This is a genomic window from Nonomuraea sp. NPDC050404, from assembly GCF_040655495.1.
In the GTDB taxonomy this organism is placed as follows: Bacteria; Actinomycetota; Actinomycetes; order Streptosporangiales; family Streptosporangiaceae; genus Nonomuraea.
The window spans coordinates 390,730-411,112 of sequence record NZ_JBFAKB010000008.1 but is presented as its reverse complement, the minus strand read 5'-3'; the positions used below and the strand labels follow the sequence as shown (position 1 = coordinate 411,112).

The following is a 20,383-nucleotide window of genomic DNA, read 5'->3' as shown; positions in this document are numbered from 1 at the left end:
GACAACAGGCATGCTCATGACAAAGGTCTCCATCCGAGAACGAGGAGCGACACGGACACCGGCCGGCGCATGGACGCCGCCTGCCTCCAGACAACCGCCGCCACCCAGCCCACGACCACCCAGCGAGCCACCGTCCTCGCCGCTGAGGTTGACCGCAGGAAAAATGCGGACAACCTCATACCCACCGCCCAGCCGACCCGCCACCCTGTCACCGGCGCGCGGCCAAGGAACAACCCCATGCGACCTGAAGCCAACGTGAAGTCAAGCCCCCTACACACCAACCCAACGACGATAAGCATCCAGACCGACATTGCTGCCACAAACAATCGTCACCACGCGACGCCCCGCGAACCGATCACGATCCTCCAGCACCGCAGCCACACCCAACGCCGCCGAAGGCTCCACAACCAGCCCCGCATGCTCCAGCAACAACCGCATACCCGCGACAATCGACCCCTCCCCCACCAAGACGGCATCATCAACCACCTCAAGGAGATCATCCAAAACCACAGGAATGGGAAACCGCCCGGCAACACCATCCGCGATCGTCACAGCGGAATCCGTGGTGACCACCCGCCGCTCACGCCACGAACGCGTCATCGCCGGCGCACCAGCCGGCTGCACACAGACCACCTCAACCCCCGGCAGCAGAGACTTCACCACAAACCCCACACCGGACGCCATCGCACCCCCACCCAACGCGATCAGAACAACATCGAACGACGACCCCCCACCCGCCAACTCCAGACCAATGGTCGCCGCACCCTCACACGTCTCAAGATCCAAAGAATCCTCGACCAACCGCACACCACGCCGCTCCGCAAGCTCCACCGCCCGCTCGCGGGCCATCTCGAAATCACCCTCCACCACCTCCAACTCCGCACCCAGCGCACGAATCCGATCAAGCTTCACCGCAGGCGCCCCACGCGAAGCCACCACCGTCACATCCAGACCACGGCGAAGACCCGACCAACCGAGCGCCTGACCCAGATTCCCGGCACTGGCACACACCGCCGCCGACCGCACCCGCCCCTGATCAGTCAGCAGGCTCGCCACAACCTCCGTACCCCGGCCCTTGAAACTGCGGACCGGGTTCGCCGTCTCCAGCTTGACGCTCACCGTGCAGCCAAGACTGCGGCCCAGCGCGTCGCACTCGTACAGCGGCGTGTCGAGGAACACCGGATCGATCAGCTGGCGAGCGGCGCGAATCCGGTCAAGATGAAGGCGTGTCTTGAGCATGGCCCGAGAATTTATCACTCACGGCGCCCGTCCCTGGGGTTTCTGTTGGGGCGTGTGGGCGTAGCCCACGCCATTGCTGTCTGAGGAATTTGATTTGCAAAAGCGACCCGCCTTTACATTGTAGATTTCTAACACGCTACCGGCGAGGACCTGCAGTTCCGGCCTTGACCGGTCTGCGTACCTGGCCCATCAGGCGGCCGGCCACGGAGGGCGACAGGACCGGCTCGCCGGCGGCCGCGCCGCGGACGATGGGGTGGTCCTCGACGATGAGGAGGCGGATCACCGGGGGTTTCCTTGGAGCGCGGGGACGGTGGCGCTGACGGCGGTGCCCTCGCCGGGCCTGCCGGAAGAGGGCCCGCTCAAACGATGGGCACCGAGCCGCGCGGCGATCAGGCGGGCAGGTCTGCCACCCGGGCGACGACCAGGCCGAACAGGTCGCCGATCGTGGTCAGGGCGCCGGCGTGCAGAGCCTGCGCCGCGATCGGTGTGCCGTCCGGCCCCGCCAGCGACCGGGTCGTGCACGCCTCCGCCACCACCGTGGGCCGGTAGCCGAGATTGAACGCGCCCTGCGCCGTGAACTGCACGCACATATGGGTCATGAACCCGGCCAGTACGAGGTCCGGCCCGGCCTCCGACCGGCGCAGCACCTCCAGCAGGTCGGTCTCGTGGAAGGAGTCCGGGAAACCCTTCACCACGACCGCCTCGCCCTCCCGGGGCGCCACCCGCGCCTCGATCCGCCCGATCTCGGCACGGATGTCGTACGGGCTGCCCTCTCCCCCGTCGTTGATCACGTGCACCACCCGGGCGCCGGCGGCCCGCGCGCGCTCCAGGAGCAGGGCGGCGGCGTCCAGGGCACGGTCGGCGTCCGGCAGCGCCATGACGCCGGTGCAGTACGTGTTCTGGAAGTCGATCATGACCAGGGTGGCGGCCGACAACCGCGGCAGGGTGCCGTCCAGGCCGATCACGTCACGCAGGGTCGTCGAAACGGTCATCGCATTCTCCTTGTTGCCGGGGGGAACCGGCCTGACCAGGCCGGGAGGGAAGAAACGTACTCAGGCGGCGATACGGAACCGCCGCCGATAGGCGGCCGGGGTGGTGCCGAGCCGCCGCCGGAACGCCCGGTGCAGGGTCTCCACCGAGCCCAGCCCCGACGTGGCGGCGACCCGCTCCAGCGACTCATCAGTGCCCTCAAGCAACCGCCGGGCCGACTCCACCCGCGCCGCCTCGACATAGGCGGCCACCGTCGAGCCGGTCTCCTGCCGGAAGACCCGCGAGAAGTGCCGTTCGCTGAGCCGCATCCGCTCGGCGAGCGCCGCCGCCGAGAGGTCGGCGGCGAGGTTCATGGTGATCCACGCCCGCAACTCGTCGATGTCGCGCCGCTCGGCCGGAGCCTGCCACAGCGGAACGCTGAACTGGCTCTGCCCGCCCTGCCGCTTCAGGTACATCACCAGCTGCCGGGCGACCGACAGGGCCAGCCGTTCACCATGGTCCTCCGCGACCAGCGCGAGCGCGAGATCCATGCAGGCGCTGATGCCCGCGCCCGTCCACACCTTCCCCGACCGTACGTAGATCGGATCCGGATCCACGATGACGTCGGGATGATCGGCGGCCAACCGGTCGGCGGTGGCCCAATGCGTCGTCGCGGTCCGCCCGGCCAGCAACCCGGCGGCGGCCAGCAGGTGCGCGCCGACGCACACCGAGGCGACCCGGCCGGCGTGGCGCACCGTCTCCTCGATCCAGCCGACCAGCACCGGATCGATCACCGGCACACCGTCGCCGTCCACCGCGCCGGGCACCACGAGCGTGTCGACCTGGTCGCCGACCTCATCGAAGGTCAGATCGGTGACCACCCGGACTCCCGCGCTGGTGCGCACCTGGCCGCCCGCCGGACCGGCCAGCAGCACCTGGTACGGCGCCTGGCCGGACATCTCCCGGTTCGCGACCGCGAACACCTCCGCCGGCCCGGTGACATCGAGCAGGTCGACGTCGGGGAACACGGCGATGACGACACGGTGTGGAGCGAGCATGCACCCATTGTCGCCGACCCTCCACCATGACCGCCATGACGGGGTTCTGTCACATCCGGACATCCGATAGGTGATGGGTATAGCTCTTGTCGCGGTGCTGTCGCACCAGTTCCGACCGCCTTTACATTGTAGATTCACAGCTGCAAGTGATCGTCAAGCGCGCGTCCCTACGGTTGGGCGATGACCGGACGTTGGCAGATGATCGCGGCCCTGACCCTGTGTGTGGCGATCTTCGCAGTGAACTGGGGCGCGCTGGACGCGGCGCAATCGATGATTTCCGGGGAGCTCCCGCTGACCACGGTCACCCTGATGATGGTGATCTGGGCCTATCCCCTGGCGCTCCTGGCAGTCCTGATTCCCGTCAGGGGCCGCCTGAGCGTGCTCCTGTACGGCCTGACCGCCTTCGGCCTGACGTCGGCGGTAGGCGCCGTCGCCGTGGGCGGCGGCATGCTGATCGCCTGCCGGCTCGGGCAGGGACTGGCGGCCGCGATCGTGCTGCGGGCCGGCTTCGAACTCACCAGGACGCACTTCCGCGGCACCACGTGGTGGCCGGCGCTGGTGGCCCCGGCGGTGGTGGCCCTGCTGGGACAACTCGCGGGACCCGTGATCGGCGGAGCCGTCACCTGGTATTTCGGTTTCCGGTTCGTGCTCCTGCTGGGGATGCCGCTGGCCTTCATCGCCGTGCTGGCGGTGGCACTCTGCACGCCGCGCACCCATCCCGCGCCGAACCACCCCTAGCCACCCGACCGACTGCCGGTCCAGCGCGCACCGCGCCTCGTTCTCCTGCACGACCAGTGGCGTTCACAAACGCCCCATAAGGTGCCAATTCATGGCATTCAATGACACGTCTCCCAGCCGTCTGTCACGGCGATCCCTGCTCACCGGCGCCCTGTCCGGAGCCGGGCTCGCCGTCCTGGGCGGAACCTTGGGCGGCGCTCCCGCCGTCGCGGCGAGCAGGCCGGGCGGGAGGCGTCCGCGCGTGCTGATCGCCACGAACGAGCCGTGGGGCACCTATCACGCGGCACCGCTGCTCCCGGAGGCGCGCCGCCAGGGCTGGGAGGTCGTGCAACTGGTGCCCGACCGGTCCCAGATCAAGCCGGACGACCCGGTCACCGTCGCGACGCCCGACGAGATCCCCCGGGCCGACCTGCTCGTGGTGACCGGCGCCGGCGACTGGCCCGCCGACTGCGCCGCGCGGCTGCGCCGGCTGCCGCTGGTCGCCAGCTCGCTGGCCTACCAGCTGCCGCAGGAGGCGCCGCGGGCCAAGGAGTTCCGCAAGCGGCTGCGGGCGATCACCGCGTCGTCGCCAGCCGAGGCCAAGGTGTTCGATGACTATCTGGGCACCCGCCGCGCGATCTCGGTCGTGGGCACCCCGCAGACCGACGACCTGCCCAGGCACCGGCCGGAGGCGGACACCGTACTGGTGCTCACCAGCGTCACCAAGTCCGACCAGACCGGCGGCTCGGCCCCCGGCACCGAGTTGCTGCTGACCGCGGCCGAGCGGCTCGCGGCGGCCGGCAAGCACATCCTGGTCGGCCTGCACCCGCGCGAGAACCGCGCCCTGTGGGAGAAGTACGAGATCAGCACCGTCCCGTCGGTGCAGGCGTCGGCGCGGGCCGAGGCCGCCATCGGCATCCCCGGGACCGTCTTCCCCGTGGTGGCGGCGGTGGGCGTGCCGCTGGTGGGCTGCACCGACCCGGCCCTGCAGATCCCCGGCTACCTGCGGGACGTCTGCGCGCACACGATCACCACCGCCGACGAGGCCGTGAACGCGGTGGACACGGCCGAGCCGGTCTCACGCAAGGTCCTCTACGAAGCGGTCGGCCCCGTGGGCGGGTCGGCCAGGCGGCTGTTCAAGGTGTGGCGTAAGGCCGCGATCAGGGCACACGCGGCCTGACACGGGGGCGGCGCAGGCTGCGGGCGTGAACCGTCCGCAGCCTGCCCCAAACAAGCCGCCGCTAGGCCACCCGCAGGTCGTCCATGGCGTCGCGGTCCCAGGTGATGCCGAGGCCGGGAACGTCGGGGGCGACGGCGTGGCCGTCCTCGATGGGCAGCTCGCCCAGGGTGATGGCGCGCAGTTGCGGAATGTGCTCCACGTACGTGCCCGCCGGCACCGCCGCCACCAGGCTGACGTGCAGCTCCATCAGGAAGTGCGGGCACAGCGCCACGTTGAACGCCTCCGCCAGGTGCGCCACCTTCAGCCACGGCGTGATGCCGCCCACCCTGGCCACGTCCGCCTGCACCACCGAGGCCGCCCCGCGCGCCAGGTAGTCGCGGAACTGCCCCACCGAGTACAACGACTCCCCCACCGCCACCGGGATCGACGTGGACCTGGCCAGCTCCCGGTGCCCCTGCACGTCGTCGGCCGGCAGCGGCTCCTCGAAGAAGCTCACCCCGTACGGCTCCAGCGCGTGCGCCCGCCGCCTGGCCTCCGCGTACGTCATGGACTGGTTGGCGTCCACCATGATGTCCATCCCGGGACCGACGGCGGCGCGGACGGCGGCGACGCGCTCGGCGTCCTCGTCCACCCGGGGACGGCCGATCTTGAGCTTGACCCCGCACAGGCCCGCGTCCCTGGCCGCCACCGCGCCGCGTACCAGATCCTCTGTGGGCAGGTGCAGCCAGCCGCCCTCGGTGTCGTACACCGGCACGGCGCGGCGGAAGCCGCCGGCCAGGCGCCACAGCGGCTCGCCGGCGCGCAGGCAGCGCAGGTCCCACAGGGCGGTGTCCACGGCGGCCAGGGCCAGGGAGGTGATCGCGCCGACCGTGGTGGCCCGGGTGACGGCGAACAACTCCCGCCAGGCGGCCTCCACCTCGCGGGCGTCGCGGCCGTCGAGCAGGGGCAGCAGGTGGTCGCGGAGCATGGACAACACGGCCCGGCCGCCGGTGCCGATCGTGTAGGAGTAGCCGGTGCCGGACAGGCCGTCGTCCGTGCGCAGCTCCACGAACACGGTCTCCTGCTTGACGAACGCCTGCACGGCGTCGGTCCGCTCGGTCTCGACGGGGATGTCCACCAGGTACGCGGCGGCGCTGACGATCTTCGTCACTTGGTCGGTCCAATCCGGAGGAAACGGTCTCGGGCGGCGGTGAGGTGCTCGCGCATCGCCTGCTCGGCGTCCTGCGCGCGGCCCGCCGTGAGGGCCCCGGCGATGCGGTGGTGCTCGGCCAGGGTGGGCTCGCCGCTGCGCCTGCCCTCGTACTCGATGCGGAACAGGTGCAGGTGGCAGTGCGTGCGCTGCAGCGATTCGCGCAGCGCGGGGCTGCCGGACAACTCGGCGACCAGGTCGTGGAAGCGGGCGTCGTGGGCGGCGATGGCGTGGTAGTCCTCGTACCGGGTGCCCTGCGGGGCCTGGGGCAGGCTGTCCAGCTCGGCGCGCAGGCGGGCGGCGTCCGCCGGGGTGATCCGCTCGGCCGCCCGGCCCGCGGCCCAGGGCTCCAGCAGCAGTCTGAGCTGGTAGAGGTCGGCGACCTGGGCGGGAGTGAGCACGGGGGTCACCGAGTAGCCGCGCAGCGCCTCCTTGGTGAGCAGGCCCTCCGACTCCAGTGCGGCGAGCACCTCGCGCACCGGCGTCTGGGAGACGTCGAGGAGCCTGGCGACGGCGTAGATGTTCACGCGCGCGCCGGGTGCCAGGTCGCCGTCCATGATGAGGGTTTTGACGCGTTCGTAGACGTTCTCGGTGAGGACGCTGCGGCGGGCGCGCCCCTTCAGCGGGCCGTCCTCCACTTTTTCACTACCTTCCTGACTGCTCTTGACGTACGTGGTGAAGCGTAGGCAACATGTCCGAATTATCCAATAGGAAATAGTACTGAGGATCGTGATGGGCACAACCCGCAGGAGAGCCGTCCACGGCCGGCTGCGCTGGTACATGATCAGTTACGTCTTCGCCGGGCTCGTCATCAACTACCTGGACCGGGCCAGCCTGGGCGTCGCCCTGCCCTTCATGGGCGAGACCTTCCAGCTCAGCAAGACCGAAGAGGGCATGATCCTGGCGGCGTTCTTCTGGTCGTACGACTTCTTCCAGCTCGCCGCCGGCTGGTTCGTCGACCGGTACGGGCCGCGCAGGACCTTCACCTTCGCCGCCGTGTGGTGGTCGCTGTTCACCTCGCTGACGGCGCTGGCCAGCAGCTTCGCCTCGCTCTTCGGCGTACGGCTGCTGCTCGGCATCGGCGAGAGCCCGGCCGCCACCACCAGCGCCAAGGTCGTGGGCCGCTGGTTCCCCCGGCACGAGCGGGCCCTGGCCACCGGGATCTGGGACTCCGGCTCGCGGGTGGGCGGGGTCATCGCGCTGCCCGTCGTCACGGGCCTGATCGCGTGGCTGGGCTGGCGGGGGACGTTCGCGGTGATCGGGGTCGTCGGGCTGCTGTGGGCGTACGGGTGGTGGCGCGCCTACCGGGACCCGCAGGAGCACCCGAAGATCACCGAGGAGGAGCTGACGTACCTGCGCGAGGGCGGCGCCCGGTTCGAGGGCGACGACCACGGGGAGGCGGACAACCTGCGCTGGCGGGACCTGTTCCGCTACCGCACGATCTGGGCGATGATGCTGGGCTTCTTCTGCCTCAACATGGTCGTCTACTTCTTCCTCACCTTCTTCCCCACCTACCTGGTGGAGGAGCGGGAGTTCAGCCTGCTGAAGCTGGGGCTGTTCGGCGCGCTGCCGGGCCTGGTCGCGATCGGCGGCGAATGGCTGGGCGGCTGGCTGGCCGACCGGCGCATCAAGGCGGGCGACTCGGTGACGAAGGTCAGGAAGATGTTCATCTCGGGCGGGTTCCTGGTCTCGACCGTGATCGGGATCGCGGTGTGGGTGCCGGAGGCGTGGATGGCGCTGGCGCTGCTGTCGGTCGCCTACGCGGGCTCGACGTTCGCCGCCGCCAACATCTGGTCGCTGCCCGCCGACGTCGCCCCGGCCGACCGGCACGTCGCCTCGATCGGCGGGATCCAGAACTTCGCCTCGAACTTCGCCGGCATCATCAGCCCCATCATGATCGGTGTGCTGGTGGACGCGACGTCGTCGTTCACCGTGCCGCTGATGGTGATCTCGGCGGTGGCGCTGCTGGGCGCGTTCACGTACGCGGTGATCCTGAAGCGGGTGGAGCCGCTCGGGCTGCCGGCGGCGAAGAGGATGTGAGGTTCCGGGCGTGCCGGTCTGGCACGCCCGGGCTCTCAGCAGTCGGGAATGACCGTGCCGTTGTTGTCGCGGGCCTCGTCATTGCCCCAGCGGGCGAGGTAGTACGCCGAGACGTAGGACCGTCCACTGGCGCCGGAGTTCACCGAGTCCAGGTCGGTCAGCAACCACCAGTGGTTGTAGTTGCCGGCCGCGTCCCTGATCTGCCTGCCCCACTTCTTGCAGAAGACGTAGTTCGTCGCCTTCCAGAGCGTGCCCTGGGCCGTCGCACCGGCCAGCGGCCCCGAGTAGCCGGTGCCGTTGGCGAAGGTGTCCACCCAGTACTTGCCGTTGCTCCTGCCCGTACAGTCGGGAATGACCCGGCCGTGGTTGTCGCGGGCCTCGTCGTTGCCCCACCGGCTCAGGTAGTACGCGGACACGTAGGCCCGCCCGCTCCCCCCGGCCCGCGTGGCGTCCAGGTCGGTCAGTAACCACCAGCGGTTGTAGTTGCCCGCCGAGTCCCTGACCTCATCACCCCATTTCTTGCAGAAGACGTAGTTCGTCGCCTTGAACAGCCGCCCCTGAGAGGGGCACTTGCCGACGCAGTACGTCCACGGATACCCCTGCGCGACGGCGAAGGTGTCCACCCAGTACCTGCCGACGGGAACGGGCGTCGGGATCGGCGGCGTCGGCGTCGGCGTGGTGGGGGTCGTCCCCGTGACCGCGTTGTGCACGTTGATCCGCGGTGTGGTGGCCCCCGTGTAGCTGATCGTCTTGCCGTAGGACTTCAGCCTCGCCTCCAGTTCGCCGATGCTCACGGCCGGCAACGCCTGCCGCAGCACCGCCAGCGCCCCCGCCACGTGCGGCGCCGCCATCGAGGTCCCGCTCATCGAGGCCCACTGCCCGCCGGGCACCGAGGAGATGATGCCGCTGCCCGGCGCGAGCAGGTCCAGCATCAGGCCGCGGTTGCTGAAGTCGGACAGCCCGTCCGCGTCGTTGACGCTCCCAACGGTGATCGCCTTGGGCACGCAGCCCGGCGCCGTGACGGCGTCGCCGAACCCGTCGTTGCCCGCCGCGATCACCGTGGCCACCCCGCGCTCCCACAGCCGGTCGATGACCGCCCTGCGGGAGTCGTTCTCACATGCGGCGGAGTGCCGCCCGACGCCCAGGCTGAGGTTGGCCGCCACGATCGGCACGCCCGCCTCGCGCAGCGCCTGCACCTTCTCCAGCGCGGCCACCTGGTCGCTGGTCCAGCTCAGCACGCAGGGCGCGCCGTCGGGACCGCAGAAGTCCTCCGAGTCGAACCGGCTGAAGACCTGCATCGCCACGATGCCCGCCTCCGGCGCCACACCCGGCCCGTCGGAGCCGCTCACGCCGGCGCCGCCGGCCACGATCCCGGCCACGTGGGTGCCGTGCGCGCAGCCGAGCGAGGCGCACGGCCCCTGTTCGGAGTCCGCCGTCCCCGGCCCCTCGGCCGTCTCCGCGCCGTCCGGGCAGAGGCTGGTGGAGCCGAAATCGGGATCGACGGTGGAGAAGCACGCCTCCGCGATCACGCGACCGCCCAGGAACGGATGGCGCACCGCGACCCCGGTGTCCAGTACGGCGACCGCGCTCCCCCGGCCGGTGAAGCCCGCCGTACGGGTCTTGTCGGCGCCGATGAGCGGCACACTCGCACCGAGGGCCGGCGGCGCGGGCCGGTCCTCGACCACGCTCACGACCTCGGACTGCTCGCTCAGCCGGGCGATCCCCGACCGGTCCACCCGCAGCACCACCATCGGCAGCCGGGTGAAGGGCCGCAACACCGGATCGGTCCCGGTCACGGCGATCAGGTCGGCTCTGGTCCTGGTGGTCACGATCACCCGGGCGGTTCCGCCGTCGGCCAACTGCTTGGCCAGCCCCGCCTCGATCTTCGGGTCGTCCTCCGCCATGGCGCGCGTCACGGGGACCGCGATCATGGCGGCCAGGGCGGCCAGGGCCGCCAGCACCGCAGGCCATCGCTTCACGTTTACCTCGCGCCGTTGCGCGGGTCGCCGAAGCGCACGCCCTGCCGGTAGACCCAGGCCCAGAGCTGGCAGTAGTACCGGCTCCATCCGCTCCTGTACGCGGAACAGGTGTAGGTCCTCAGCGTCGTGTGGAAGACGTTGTCCACGTCGACCTTGCGCGACCTGTCGAGGTAGTAGCGGTAGCCCCGGTAGGTGTTGCCGATCAGGCCGTACCCGTAGTCGTGCATGTCACAGGCCGCGCGGAAGTCGAACCCGCCGGGCCGGCTGCCGGTGGGGGAAGTGCAGTGGTCGTAGATGATGCCGACCACCCACCGGCGCGAGGGCAGCTGCCGCCAGTAGGGCTTGCGCCAGCCGTAGTGCCTGGCCCACGACGCGCAACCCGCGCGGGTGTACCAGAGCCAGCTTGCGGCGAACCAGCACTGCCGGGGGTAGGCCTGGGTGAGGTCGATGCCCTCGGGCGGGAACTCGGCGGTCGGCGGGCCCGAGGCGGAGGGATCGGTGAGGCTCGGCGCCCCGGCGGGCGGCTGCGTGCTGCTGGCCGGGTCGGGGGCGTCGGGAAGGCCCTCGGGAGTGGTGGCGGTGGCGCGGGGGGCCGCCGTGTCGGCGGCGTAGCTCAGCTCCCAGCCGCCCTTCTGCTCCGAGGACAGGGTGGACACGCGCCCGGTGGCGTCGTAGGTGTAGCCGACCCGCTGGCCCTCGTCGGGGTCGGACACGTTGCGGAGGTAACCGGAGGTGTCGAAAGCGTATTTGGTGACGACGTCCGGCGCGTCCGAGCCGGACGTCAGCGAGACCTGCTTGATGCGGCCCGCGTAGTCGCCGAACGATCCGGCGGTGGCGGTCGTCGTCGTGGCGTAGCTGAAGGTCAGCACGGTCTGCGGGCTCTCGCCGGCGGCCGGTTCCGTCACCGTCGCGACGCGGCCCTGCGTGTCGTAGGAGACCGACGAGGTGCCGTACGCGGTGTTGCCCACGGACGTCACGCGCCAGGACGCCGGGTCGGCGGTGTTCACCCTGGCCCAGGCGAAGGTGAGCGCGTAGTCGGCCGTGCTGGTGGCGGTGCCGTCGGCCGGCGGGCCGAGCTCCAGCGCGGGCGTCTCGGCGACCGTGGTGTTCATCGCACCGGCCGCCGCGTCCCAGCGGGTCGTCTCGCTGAGCTTGGAGCCGTCGGCCGCCTCGAACTTGCGCACGCCGCCACCGGCCGGGAAGGAGACGGCGCTCTTGAGGTCGTAGCGGACGGAGGCCGCCAGGCCGTGGTCGACGACCGTGATGGTGTCGCCCTGGACGTTCAGCGACCGGCTGGTGGTCCCGCCGAGGAACTCGGCCTGCCAGCCGGGACCGTACACGGCCAGGTCGCTGCGGGCGGAGCTCTCCGGACGGGCCAGGCCGCCGTCCACGGCGGCCACCCGGTGCCGGCGGCCGATGGCTCCGGCCGCCACGTCGGTCTCGCTGAATTCGAAGGACCTGTTGTCGGGGAAATACTGGCCTGGGCCGATCTGCTGAACGCCGCTCTCCGGCTCGGGAACGTCGGCGGCGGCGGGCGAGGCGGCGAAGATCGGGAGGATCGTGGCCGCCGTGGCTAAGCCAATGGATAATGTGCGCAGGCGTGAATTCGACATGATCGTGTCTGCTCCTCCGGGACCATTCCTGATGGGCGGCCCCAGTCAAACAGCGGCCGGCTTCACTTCTGCGTCACAGAATTACGGCCACGCCCGGAATTCCTCGCCGCGCGGGTCGTTCACCAGGCTCCATTTCCCGTCGATGCGCATCGTGGCCCGGCGGCCGGTGTCGTAGCGGTCCCAGCCGGGGTCACCGGTCGTGGCGAAGGCCACCCAGGCGGCGTGCGTCCGCGCGGCCAGGTCCGCCGGCGGCTCGTCGGGCCCGAGCAGGGCACGGGGGCCGCGCAACCGTGGCAGACCGGTGACGTCGAAGACGAACGGCAGCTCCACGGCGTGGGTGGCGCCCAGCTCGCCGTCCAGGGCGTTCGAGCGCCAGGCGAAGGAGTAGCGGAAGGTCACCCCCGCGTGCGCGTCGGCGAGGCGGCGGCTGCCCACCCCGAACAGGGCGTCGCCCATGATGGCCGAGCGCAGCTCCCCCGCTGACGCCCGCGGGCGGGACCTGCGGTAGGTCTCGGCGAGGCGGGCCGGCTCCGGATGCGAGCGGGCCGCCGCGGCCTCCACGTCCGCCGCCGTCGAGCCGCTCAGGTTCCCGAACGGCGCGAGGTACAGGTTGCCCTCCTCCGTGTTGGTGCCCACCAGCAGGTCCACGCCGCCGCCCCGGCCGGCCGCGACCGCCTCGGCGGGCTGCCGGTCCAGCACGAGGCTGAACGGGCTCAGCCCGATGAGCGGGTCGAAGTGCGTCGCGGTCCGCAGGTCGATGCCCGGCAACTCGGACATGACCTCCACCAGACGCCGGTCGGGGATGTCCTCGAACGCGCCGGCGTGCGGCTCGACCCCCAGGGCGCGGGCCGCCGCATGGGTCACGCGGGCGGCCTGCTCCGGGGTGAAGGCGCCCAGGCCGCTGCCGCTCTGCGTGATCGCGCGCCGGAACAGCCCCTCGGCCTCGGGCGCGGCCAGCACGCCTGCCACGATCGTGGCGCCCGCCGACTGGCCGGACAACGTGACGCGGTCCGGGTCGCCGCCGAACGCGGCGATGTTCCGCCGCACCCAGCGCAGGGCCGCGATCACGTCGAGCAGGCCCCGGTTGGCGGGCGCCCCCGGCAGGTCGAGGAAGCCCGCGACGCCCAGCCGGTAGTTGAGCGTCACCAGGACGACCCCGTCGCGGGCGAAGGCGCCGCCGTCATAGATCTCCGACCTGGTGGATCCCGCCACGAACCCGCCGCCGTGCACGAACACCAGCACGGGCAGGGGCGGCCCGGACGTGGCCGGCGTCCACACGTTGACGGTCAGGAAGTCCTCGCCGGGGACCCAGCCGGGGCCGAAGTACGGGGTCATGTCCACGTTGCCGAGCGTGCGTTCGGCCTGCGGCGCGGTGGGACCCGGCCCGGTGGCGTCCCGTACGCCGTCCCAGGGATCGTGCGGCCGCGGAGCGGCGAACCGGGCGGCGCCGGTGGGCGGGGCGGCGTACGGGATGTTCATGAAGACCGTCGTGCCGTCACGCCGGAGACCGCGCACGGCGCCCTGCGCGGTGACGACGGTGGTGTTCACCGGGCGTCCCGGGAGTTCGTCGCGAACGGCGCCCAGCCCTTGACGGCGAACCCGCTCCCGTCGCGGGCCACCTCGGCGGCGCCCTGCCCGGGCAGGTGGGCGGGGATGACCAGCGCGCCCTGGTCCGCGGCCCAGCCGAGCACCCTGCGGCGGGCGGCGCGCGATTCCGCGGGGTCCTCGCAGAAGCAGCTGTTGGTGTCCGGGTCCACGAACTGCACGGGGCTGTGCAGCAGGTCGCCGACGAACACCGCGCGGTCCGTACCCGACTCCAGGGTGACCACCGAGGACCCCGGCGTGTGCCCGGGGGTGAGGTCCAGGCGCAGGTTGGCGTCGATCGTGTACGAGTCCTCCCACAGCCTGGTCAGGCCCGCCTCGTGGACGGGGGCGACGCTGTCCTCGAACACGTTCTGGTTTCCCCGGCCGAACATCGGCTTGTGCTCGTTGGCCGGGTTCCAGAAGTCGAAGTCGGCTTTGGGGATGAGGTAGGTGGCGTTGGGGAAGGTCGGCACCCAGGTGCGGCCGTCCAGGTAGGTGTTCCAGCCGACGTGGTCAACGTGCAAGTGGGTGTTCACCACGAGGTCCACGTCCTGCGGCCGTACGCCGGCACGGGCCAGGTTGTCCAGGAATCCGGTGTTCAGGCGGCTCCAGAACGGCGAGTAGGGCCGCTCCTTGTGGTTGCCGACGCCGGTGTCGATGAGGATGTTGCGGCCCTCGCTGCGCAGCAGCCAGGTCTGGATCGCGCCGTTGACGATCCGTGTCCCAGGGTCCACGAAATGCGGCTCCAGCCAGGAGGCGTGCTCCTGCCACGTGCCTGGCGAGCCTTCGGGGAAGAACGCCTCGGGCGTCATTCCGACGGGTCCGCTGTATTCCCAGATTCTGGTAATCGTGACGTCACCCAAAGTGATCATATCGGTCTGCATGAGAATGGTCCTTCTGTTCAGGGACGAATTCGATGAGACCCATCGTGCGCCGACACCCCGGCCCGGCGGTATGCGTCAGGTGACTGCATCTGACGCGCTACCGTTTCGGCAAGGAGCCACGTTTTTCTGGAGGGTTTGTGGACGAGCGGGGGGCGGGCTCTCGCGTGTCCGCGGAACACGACGCGATCATCGGGCGGGACGCCGAGATCGAGCGGCTGGCCGCGCTGGTGGGGGCCGATGGCGGCCGGGCCCTGCTGCTGTCCGGCCCCGCCGGGATCGGGAAGAGCACCCTGCTGGAGTACGCGGCCCGCCGCGCCGAGGACGCGGGGCGCCGGGTGTTGCGGGCGGGTGGCCGGGAATCCGAGAGGGATCTGGCCTTCGCGGGGCTGCACCAGCTTCTGCGGCCCGTGCTGGGCGAGGCGGCGGGCCTGCCGGACCGGCAGCGCCGGGCGCTGCTGGGGGCCTTCGGGTTCGTGGCCGACTCCCCCGATCCGCTGCTGACGGGGGTCGCGGTGCTGACCCTGTTGTCGCAGGTGGCCGAGCGGGCACCGCTGATGATCGTGCTCGACGACGTCCAGTGGATCGACTCCGCCTCCGCCGACGTCCTCGCCTTCGCCGCGCGGCGGCTGGACGACGATCCCGTCGTCTTTCTCGGCGCCGTGCGTGATCACGAGGAACAGGGGTCGCCTCCGCTCGGGCCGCCTCCACTTGACCTGCCGGTCCTCAGCGTGCCTCCGCTTGACCTGCCGGTCCTCGGCGTGCCTCCGCTCGACCGCGCGGCGGCCCGGCGGCTGGTCGGCCTGCGCGTGCCCGGCCTGACGGGCGGGGCCAGGGAACGCGTGCTCGACCAGGCCGCGGGCAACCCGCTGGCCCTGCTCGAACTGGCCGGACACGCCTCCCCCACCCTCACCGCCGATGGCCATGGGCCGCTGCCGGTCGGTGAGCGGCTGGCGGCCGGCTATGCCGCCCGGCTGGCGGAGCTGCCCGAACCCGCCAGGGACGCCCTGCTGCTCCTGGCCGCCGCCGATGTGGAGGATCCGCCGGAAGCCGTGCTGCGGCTCCTGCCCGACGCGGGCGAGAAAGCCTGGATCGCCGTCGAGGAGTCGGGGCTGATCCGCCGGGCGGGCAGGCACATACGGTTCCGCCACCCGCTGATCCGCTCCGCGATCTACCACGCCGCGCCGTTCGACGCCCGCACGCGGGCACACCGCACGCTGGCCGACGCCCTGCACGACGAACCGGACCGCCGCGCCTGGCATCTGGCCGCCGCCACCGTCCGGCCCGACGCGGAGGTGTCGGCCGCCCTGGAGCGGACGGCCGGCCGGGCGCGCGGGCGAGGCGGCTACGCGGCGGCGGCCAAGGCGCTGGCCAGGGCGGCGGAGCTGCGTCCCGGGCGCGAAGAGGGTGCCCGGCTGCTGGCGGACGCGGCGGGGCTGGCCATGTTCACCGGGGACCTGCCGTGGGTGGTGGAGCTGGCCGATCGGGTGCGCGCCCGTACCGAGGACCCCGCCGTACGCGCCGTCGCCGCGCTGCACGTCGCGCGGCTGTCGGCGCTGACCGGGCAGCACACCGCCGTCTTCGCCGGCCTGGCCGCGATCGCCGGCGACCTGGCGGCCACCCACCCGGCCATCGCGCTGGACGCGCTCGCGGCCGCGGCCGTACTGCGCTTCTACTCGAGTGAGGAGTCCCAGCGGCGGGAGATCGACCGGCTACTGCCACTCCTGCCCGCCGGCCCGGTGCGGGAGTGGGCGCGGATCGTGTCGGACCCGTTCGGCAGCGAAGCCAACCCGGCACCCCGGCTGCAGGACCTCATCACGGCCGCCCGCGAACCAGCGTCCCAGCCGCCGAATGTCACCACCACCGCCCGCGAACCGGCCCTCCAGTTGCCGGACCTCATCGCCGCCGCCCGGGGTCGTCCGGAGTTGTCGGCCGCGCTGGCCGTCGCGGCGTGGGTGCTGGATGAGACTCCGCTGGCCGTGCGGACGTTCGACGAGGCCGTGCAGTCGTGGCGGACCAGGGGGCCGCTGCCCGACGGGCTCGGCGGCGTCGTCGCGCTGGCCTACTTCGAGTACGGCCGCTGGGACCGGGCCCGCGCGGTCAGCGCCGAGCTCGCCGCGTTGCCGGCCGCGACCGGGCTCGATCACGCCGTCGCCTGCGCGCACGCCGTCGAGGCCATGGTCGCGGCCGCCCAGGGCGACGCGGCGGGCGCCCGCGCGCTCGCCGACGAGGCGCTGCGCCTGGTGGACCCGCTGGAGAGCCGGTCGGTGGCCGTGTACGCACGCCGCGCCCTGACCGCCGCCGCCGTGGCGGAAGGCGACCACGAGGCCGCCTACGGGCACGCGAGGGCGATCTTCGGCCCGGACGGCGACCCCGTCCATTACCACGCCTCCTACCCGGCCCTGCCGGAGCTGGCCGAGTCCGCCGCGCGCAGCGGCCACCGCGCCGAGGCGATCGAGATCGTCGAGCGTTCCGCCCGCGCCCTGGCCGGCGGCGGCTCCCCCCGCCTGCGCGCGCTGATCCACCGCGCCCGCGCGCTGCTGGCCGAACCCGAGCACGCCGAGCCCTGCTTCCTGGCCGCCCTGGAAGACCCCGCGCTGGAGAGCTGGCCGTTCGAACGCGCCCAGGCGCGGCTGGAGTACGCGCAATGGTTGCGCCGCCGTCGCCGGATCGCCGAGGCGCGGCCGTTCCTCACCACCGCGTACGACACCTTCCGCCGGCTGGACGCGCGGCCGTGGACGGAACGCGCGCAGGCCGAGCTGCGGGCGGCCGGCCTGGACGTCGAGCCGGCCGACCCCGGGGCCTTCGCCGGGCTCTCCCCGCAACAGCAGCAGATCGTCCGGCTCGCCGCCCGGGGGCTGACCAACCGCGAGATCGGCGAACGGCTCTTCCTGTCCCCGCGCACCGTCGGCTCCCACCTCTACCGCACCTTCCCCAAGCTGGGCGTCACCGCCCGCTCCCAGCTGCGCGACGTCCTGGAGACGGCAGCCGGCCGGCACGGGTGAGCCGGCCGCTCCCACAAGCCGCCTCCTCAGCGGCCGTCCCGTCCCGTCCCGGAGGCGGAACCGGGTGGAACGCCACAACAGAAAGGTGGAAGACAGAGAAAGGGGCCATCGTGGCCAAAGCGGATCTCACCAACATCCCCCGCGCGCTGGACGCCCTGATCAGGGGCTCCCGCGAACCCCTGCGCCGGCGCATCGCGGAGGTGGTCAGACGGCACTATCTGCTGGAGCTCACCGGCCGCCTGTCCGAGCTGTTCGCGCCCGACATGATGGTCGAGGAGCCGGTCTACTTCCTCAACCTGGACGGCGCCAGCGTGACCCTGACCGGCGGCAAGGAGGTGCGCGCCTTCTACGAGACGCAGGTCGGTCACATGTTCTCGGTGCACGATCCGGTGCTCACGGTCAGCGACGCCGGATTCTGGGCCGACTCCACGTTCCACTTCTACCTGACCGGCCGCGAGCTGGCCGCGCAGGGTTTCCCGATCGAGCCGTCAGACAACTGGTACACCAAGCGCAACCGGATCCTCATGTACTGGCCGCACGACCGGCGCGGGCGCGTCGTCGGCGAGCACGTCCACGATCACGTAGCCGTACGGGAGATCGTCCCGATCGCCACCGAGGACGTGATCACCCTGGACGACGCCCTGCGCACGCTCACCCCGCTGATCCGCCCGCTGCCGCCGTTCGCGGAGGAGTAGGCAGCGCTCAGCGCCATCCGGGCGCGAGCGGCGCCCATTCGTCGAGCCGGGCGAGCAGGTCCGACTCAGTTCCGGGCGGCAGCAGGAGCAGGCACCGGTCCAGGCCGGCGTCGGCGACCGCGTCGAGGAAGCGGCGTTCCGGCGGGGCGTTGAACACCGTGACCGGGATCGGGCCCCGGCCCGCGTCGGCGGCGCGCCCGCGTAGTGCCGCGGCGCGCCGGCTCAGCTCGCCGGCGTCCGAGGGCTCACCGCACTGCGGGAACCAGCCGTCGCCGAACGCGAGGACCCGATCCTCGGCGCCCGGCCCGTTGCCGCCGACCAGCACCGGCGGGCCCGGCGGCCGGTACGGCTTGGGCCAGGACCAGATCGGCTCGAAGCCGACGTACTCGCCGTGGAACTCGGCCTCGTCGTCGGTCCAGATCCGGCGCATCGCCCGCACCCGCTCCGCGAGCAGCGCCATCCTGGTACGGGGATCGGTGCCGTGGTTGGCCAGCTCCATGCGGTTCCAGCCGGCGCCGACGCCGAAGAGGAACCGGCCGCCGGACAGCCGGTCGAGGCAGGCGACCTGCTTGGCGGTGACGATCGGGTCCCGCTGCGTCACCAGGCACACCCCCGTGCCGAGGTTGAGCGTGCGGGTGACCGCGGCTATCGCGGACAGCGCGACGAACGGGTCGTAGGTTTCGGCGTAGGACCGCGGGGAGCTCCCGTCCGGCCGCCGGCTGCGTACGGGGATGTGGGTGTGTTCGGGAAAGAACAGCGACTCGAAGCCGCGTTCCTCGATGGCGCTGCCGAGCGCGGGCGGCTCCAGGCCGTACGCGCCGGCGAAGGTGGTGATGCCGATGTCCACACCGCCCAACCTAACGGCTCTCCATGTGACGTTTGCGCGGGTGAACCCATGACGCAGTGTCACTGGTGGCCGCGGCGGGACGGAAGCAGACTTGCGGCACACCCTTGGCGCCTGACGAAGCTCGGGATGAGGGACCGGGTGGTGAGGCCAGGAAGGGGGCGCATGACGTCCAGGCAGACCCAGGAGACGCAGGGCCGGCTGCGCCAGCTCAACATCGACATCGTCTCCAGCACGATCTCCGCCGTCGGGGCGCTGCTGCTGGCGATGGACGCCGACGCCTGGTGGGACTCGCTGCTCATGGGCCTGGGCCTGGGGGTGACCCTGGTGGTCGTCAAGCAGTGGACCGTGGGCCGTTTCTCCCGTGTCGCGCTGCCCGGCCTGATCGTCACCGCGGCCGTATGGCTGGCCGGAGTGCTGGCCGCGGACGCCTCGGCGCCGGCCTACGGCTTCGCCATCGTGGCCACCATCACCGTCATCGAGCTGCCGCGCCACCGGCGGGCGGCGCTCGTGGCGATCGCCGCCGTCGCCGTCGCCGTGATCGCGGCGAAACTGGTGGTGGCGCGCGAGAGCGCGTTCGACGTGCTGCTCAAGTACGTCTTCGTCTCCGTGTGCGTCGCCGTGGGGGGAGTCGTCCTCACGCTCCTCGTCACCGCGGTCCAGGACCTCATCGGGGAGTTGGAGAAGGTGCGGGAACGCGAGGCGGAGATGGCCGTCATGCGCGAGCGCGTACGTTTCGCCGGCGACCTGCACGACATCCAGGGCCACACGCTGCACGTGGTGAAGCTGAAGGTGGCGCTGGCCAGGAAGCTGCTGCAGCGCGACGTCGGGCAGGTGGAGCAGGAATTGGAGGAGGTACGCGCCCTGGTCGGCGACACCATCACCCAGACCAGGGAGCTGGCCTACGCGCAACGACGGCTCAACCTGTCCACGGAGCTGGAGAACGCCAGGAACCTCTTCGAGGCCGCCGGCATCCGCGTCCGCGTCGATCGCGCCGCCGGGGTGGATCCGAGCGCGAGCGAACTGCTCGCCCAGGTGCTCAGGGAGGTCACGACCAACATCCTGCGCCACACCGAGGCCGGGCAGGTGTGGATCACGCTTTCCGAGACGGGCATCTCCGTGACCAACGACGGCGTGCGGGAGACGCGGGCTCCCCGGCTCAGCGGGCTCGCCGCACTCCGGAACCGCCTGGAAGCCCAGGGCGGCGAGCTGACGGTGGAGCAGCAGGACGGACTGTTCAGAACGGCCGCGGCGTTCCGCCGATGAGCCTTGTGGCGGAGGGCTTCCTCGCCCGCCGCCTCGGGCGGGCGGCAGCATGGACAACGTGCTCCGCGAAAAAAACCGCGAACAAGAACGCCCGCATCGGGTAATCAGCGCCGACCCTCTTTCG

17 protein-coding genes are annotated in these 20,383 nt (G+C 71.6%); 6 read left to right on the top strand and 11 right to left on the bottom strand.

The window, feature by feature from the left end; translation table 11 throughout:
• Positions 1 to 270: 270 nt before the first annotated feature.
• The 4 genes from AB0I81_RS25010 to AB0I81_RS24995 form a co-directional block, all read right to left on the bottom strand.
• A complete protein-coding gene (locus AB0I81_RS25010; protein WP_360660655.1) occupies positions 271 to 1,239 on the bottom strand; it encodes a pyridoxal-phosphate dependent enzyme in 969 nt (322 codons plus the stop codon).
• A gap of 136 nt (positions 1,240 to 1,375) precedes the next feature.
• Complete coding sequence (locus AB0I81_RS25005) at positions 1,376 to 1,522, bottom strand: hypothetical protein (protein ID WP_360660653.1); 147 nt, start codon at positions 1,520 to 1,522, stop codon at positions 1,376 to 1,378.
• Between the two features lie 106 nt (positions 1,523 to 1,628).
• Positions 1,629 to 2,231, bottom strand: coding sequence for an isochorismatase family protein (locus AB0I81_RS25000; protein ID WP_360660651.1), 603 nt, complete (start codon positions 2,229 to 2,231; stop codon positions 1,629 to 1,631).
• Between the two features lie 60 nt (positions 2,232 to 2,291).
• On the bottom strand, positions 2,292 to 3,266 hold the full coding sequence (locus AB0I81_RS24995; protein WP_360660648.1) for a DJ-1/PfpI family protein: 975 nt from the start codon (positions 3,264 to 3,266) through the stop codon (positions 2,292 to 2,294).
• A gap of 180 nt (positions 3,267 to 3,446) precedes the next feature.
• Between AB0I81_RS24995 and AB0I81_RS24990 the strand changes: the two genes are divergently transcribed.
• Complete coding sequence (locus tag AB0I81_RS24990) at positions 3,447 to 4,004, top strand: hypothetical protein (protein ID WP_360660645.1); 558 nt, start codon at positions 3,447 to 3,449, stop codon at positions 4,002 to 4,004.
• Positions 4,005 to 4,095: 91 nt separating this feature from the next.
• Positions 4,096 to 5,163, top strand: a complete 1,068-nt coding sequence (locus tag AB0I81_RS24985; RefSeq protein WP_360660643.1) for a hypothetical protein — start codon at positions 4,096 to 4,098, stop codon at positions 5,161 to 5,163.
• 61 nt (positions 5,164 to 5,224) lie between these two features.
• On the opposite strand, the gene AB0I81_RS24980 is transcribed toward AB0I81_RS24985, so the two are convergent.
• Both AB0I81_RS24980 and AB0I81_RS24975 read right to left on the bottom strand, forming a co-directional pair.
• The gene (locus AB0I81_RS24980) at positions 5,225 to 6,313 is read right to left on the bottom strand and encodes a mandelate racemase/muconate lactonizing enzyme family protein (RefSeq protein WP_360660641.1); all 1,089 of its coding nucleotides are present in this window, start codon (positions 6,311 to 6,313) and stop codon (positions 5,225 to 5,227) included.
• On the bottom strand, positions 6,310 to 6,990 hold the full coding sequence (locus tag AB0I81_RS24975; protein ID WP_360660638.1) for a GntR family transcriptional regulator: 681 nt from the start codon (positions 6,988 to 6,990) through the stop codon (positions 6,310 to 6,312). Before AB0I81_RS24975 ends, AB0I81_RS24980 begins: the two co-directional genes overlap by 4 nt.
• A gap of 94 nt (positions 6,991 to 7,084) precedes the next feature.
• On the opposite strand from AB0I81_RS24975, the gene AB0I81_RS24970 reads away from it, so the two are divergent.
• Entirely contained in the window at positions 7,085 to 8,392 is a 1,308-nt protein-coding gene (locus tag AB0I81_RS24970; RefSeq protein ID WP_360660636.1) for an MFS transporter, read from the top strand.
• A 35-nt stretch (positions 8,393 to 8,427) separates the two neighbouring features.
• Here AB0I81_RS24970 and AB0I81_RS24965 read toward each other — a convergent pair whose 3' ends face one another.
• The 4 genes from AB0I81_RS24965 to AB0I81_RS24950 all read right to left on the bottom strand — a co-directional run bounded on the left by AB0I81_RS24965 (position 8,428) and on the right by AB0I81_RS24950 (position 14,452).
• Entirely contained in the window at positions 8,428 to 10,371 is a 1,944-nt protein-coding gene (locus AB0I81_RS24965; protein ID WP_360660633.1) for a S8 family serine peptidase, read from the bottom strand.
• A 2-nt stretch (positions 10,372 to 10,373) separates the two neighbouring features.
• Positions 10,374 to 11,984: a phospholipase A2 gene (locus tag AB0I81_RS24960; protein ID WP_360660630.1), complete on the bottom strand. Its 1,611-nt coding sequence runs from the start codon at positions 11,982 to 11,984 to the stop codon at positions 10,374 to 10,376.
• 81 nt (positions 11,985 to 12,065) lie between these two features.
• Positions 12,066 to 13,532 (bottom strand): carboxylesterase family protein, encoded by a 1,467-nt coding sequence (locus AB0I81_RS24955; RefSeq protein WP_360660627.1) that lies wholly within the window; start codon positions 13,530 to 13,532, stop codon positions 12,066 to 12,068.
• A complete protein-coding gene (locus AB0I81_RS24950) occupies positions 13,529 to 14,452 on the bottom strand; it encodes an MBL fold metallo-hydrolase (protein WP_360660624.1) in 924 nt (307 codons plus the stop codon). The genes AB0I81_RS24955 and AB0I81_RS24950 overlap by 4 nt, the downstream gene beginning before the upstream one ends.
• A gap of 164 nt (positions 14,453 to 14,616) precedes the next feature.
• On the opposite strand from AB0I81_RS24950, the gene AB0I81_RS24945 reads away from it, so the two are divergent.
• Together AB0I81_RS24945 and AB0I81_RS24940 are read left to right on the top strand one after the other, a co-directional pair.
• Entirely contained in the window at positions 14,617 to 17,454 is a 2,838-nt protein-coding gene (locus AB0I81_RS24945; protein ID WP_360660621.1) for an AAA family ATPase, read from the top strand.
• 110 nt (positions 17,455 to 17,564) lie between these two features.
• Complete coding sequence (locus AB0I81_RS24940) at positions 17,565 to 18,149, top strand: hypothetical protein (RefSeq protein WP_360660619.1); 585 nt, start codon at positions 17,565 to 17,567, stop codon at positions 18,147 to 18,149.
• A gap of 7 nt (positions 18,150 to 18,156) precedes the next feature.
• Here AB0I81_RS24940 and AB0I81_RS24935 read toward each other — a convergent pair whose 3' ends face one another.
• Positions 18,157 to 18,996: an LLM class F420-dependent oxidoreductase gene (locus tag AB0I81_RS24935; RefSeq protein ID WP_360660617.1), complete on the bottom strand. Its 840-nt coding sequence runs from the start codon at positions 18,994 to 18,996 to the stop codon at positions 18,157 to 18,159.
• Positions 18,997 to 19,158: 162 nt separating this feature from the next.
• Here AB0I81_RS24935 and AB0I81_RS24930 point away from each other — a divergent pair, with 162 nt between their 5' ends.
• Positions 19,159 to 20,259, top strand: a complete 1,101-nt coding sequence (locus AB0I81_RS24930; protein WP_360660614.1) for a histidine kinase — start codon at positions 19,159 to 19,161, stop codon at positions 20,257 to 20,259.
• The last annotated feature ends 124 nt before the right edge of the window (positions 20,260 to 20,383 follow it).

Coding starts and splice junctions, on each gene's coding strand:
- AB0I81_RS25010 (WP_360660655.1), bottom strand. CDS start 1,239: ATGCTCAAGACACGCCTTCATCTTGACCGGATTCGCGCCGCTCGCCAG.
- AB0I81_RS24950 (WP_360660624.1), bottom strand. CDS start 14,452: ATGCAGACCGATATGATCACTTTGGGTGACGTCACGATTACCAGAATC.
- AB0I81_RS24990 (WP_360660645.1), top strand. CDS start 3,447: ATGACCGGACGTTGGCAGATGATCGCGGCCCTGACCCTGTGTGTGGCG.
- AB0I81_RS24985 (WP_360660643.1), top strand. CDS start 4,096: ATGGCATTCAATGACACGTCTCCCAGCCGTCTGTCACGGCGATCCCTG.
- AB0I81_RS25000 (WP_360660651.1), bottom strand. CDS start 2,231: ATGACCGTTTCGACGACCCTGCGTGACGTGATCGGCCTGGACGGCACC.
- AB0I81_RS24970 (WP_360660636.1), top strand. CDS start 7,085: ATGGGCACAACCCGCAGGAGAGCCGTCCACGGCCGGCTGCGCTGGTAC.
- AB0I81_RS24960 (WP_360660630.1), bottom strand. CDS start 11,984: ATGTCGAATTCACGCCTGCGCACATTATCCATTGGCTTAGCCACGGCG.
- AB0I81_RS24930 (WP_360660614.1), top strand. CDS start 19,159: ATGACGTCCAGGCAGACCCAGGAGACGCAGGGCCGGCTGCGCCAGCTC.
- AB0I81_RS24995 (WP_360660648.1), bottom strand. CDS start 3,266: ATGCTCGCTCCACACCGTGTCGTCATCGCCGTGTTCCCCGACGTCGAC.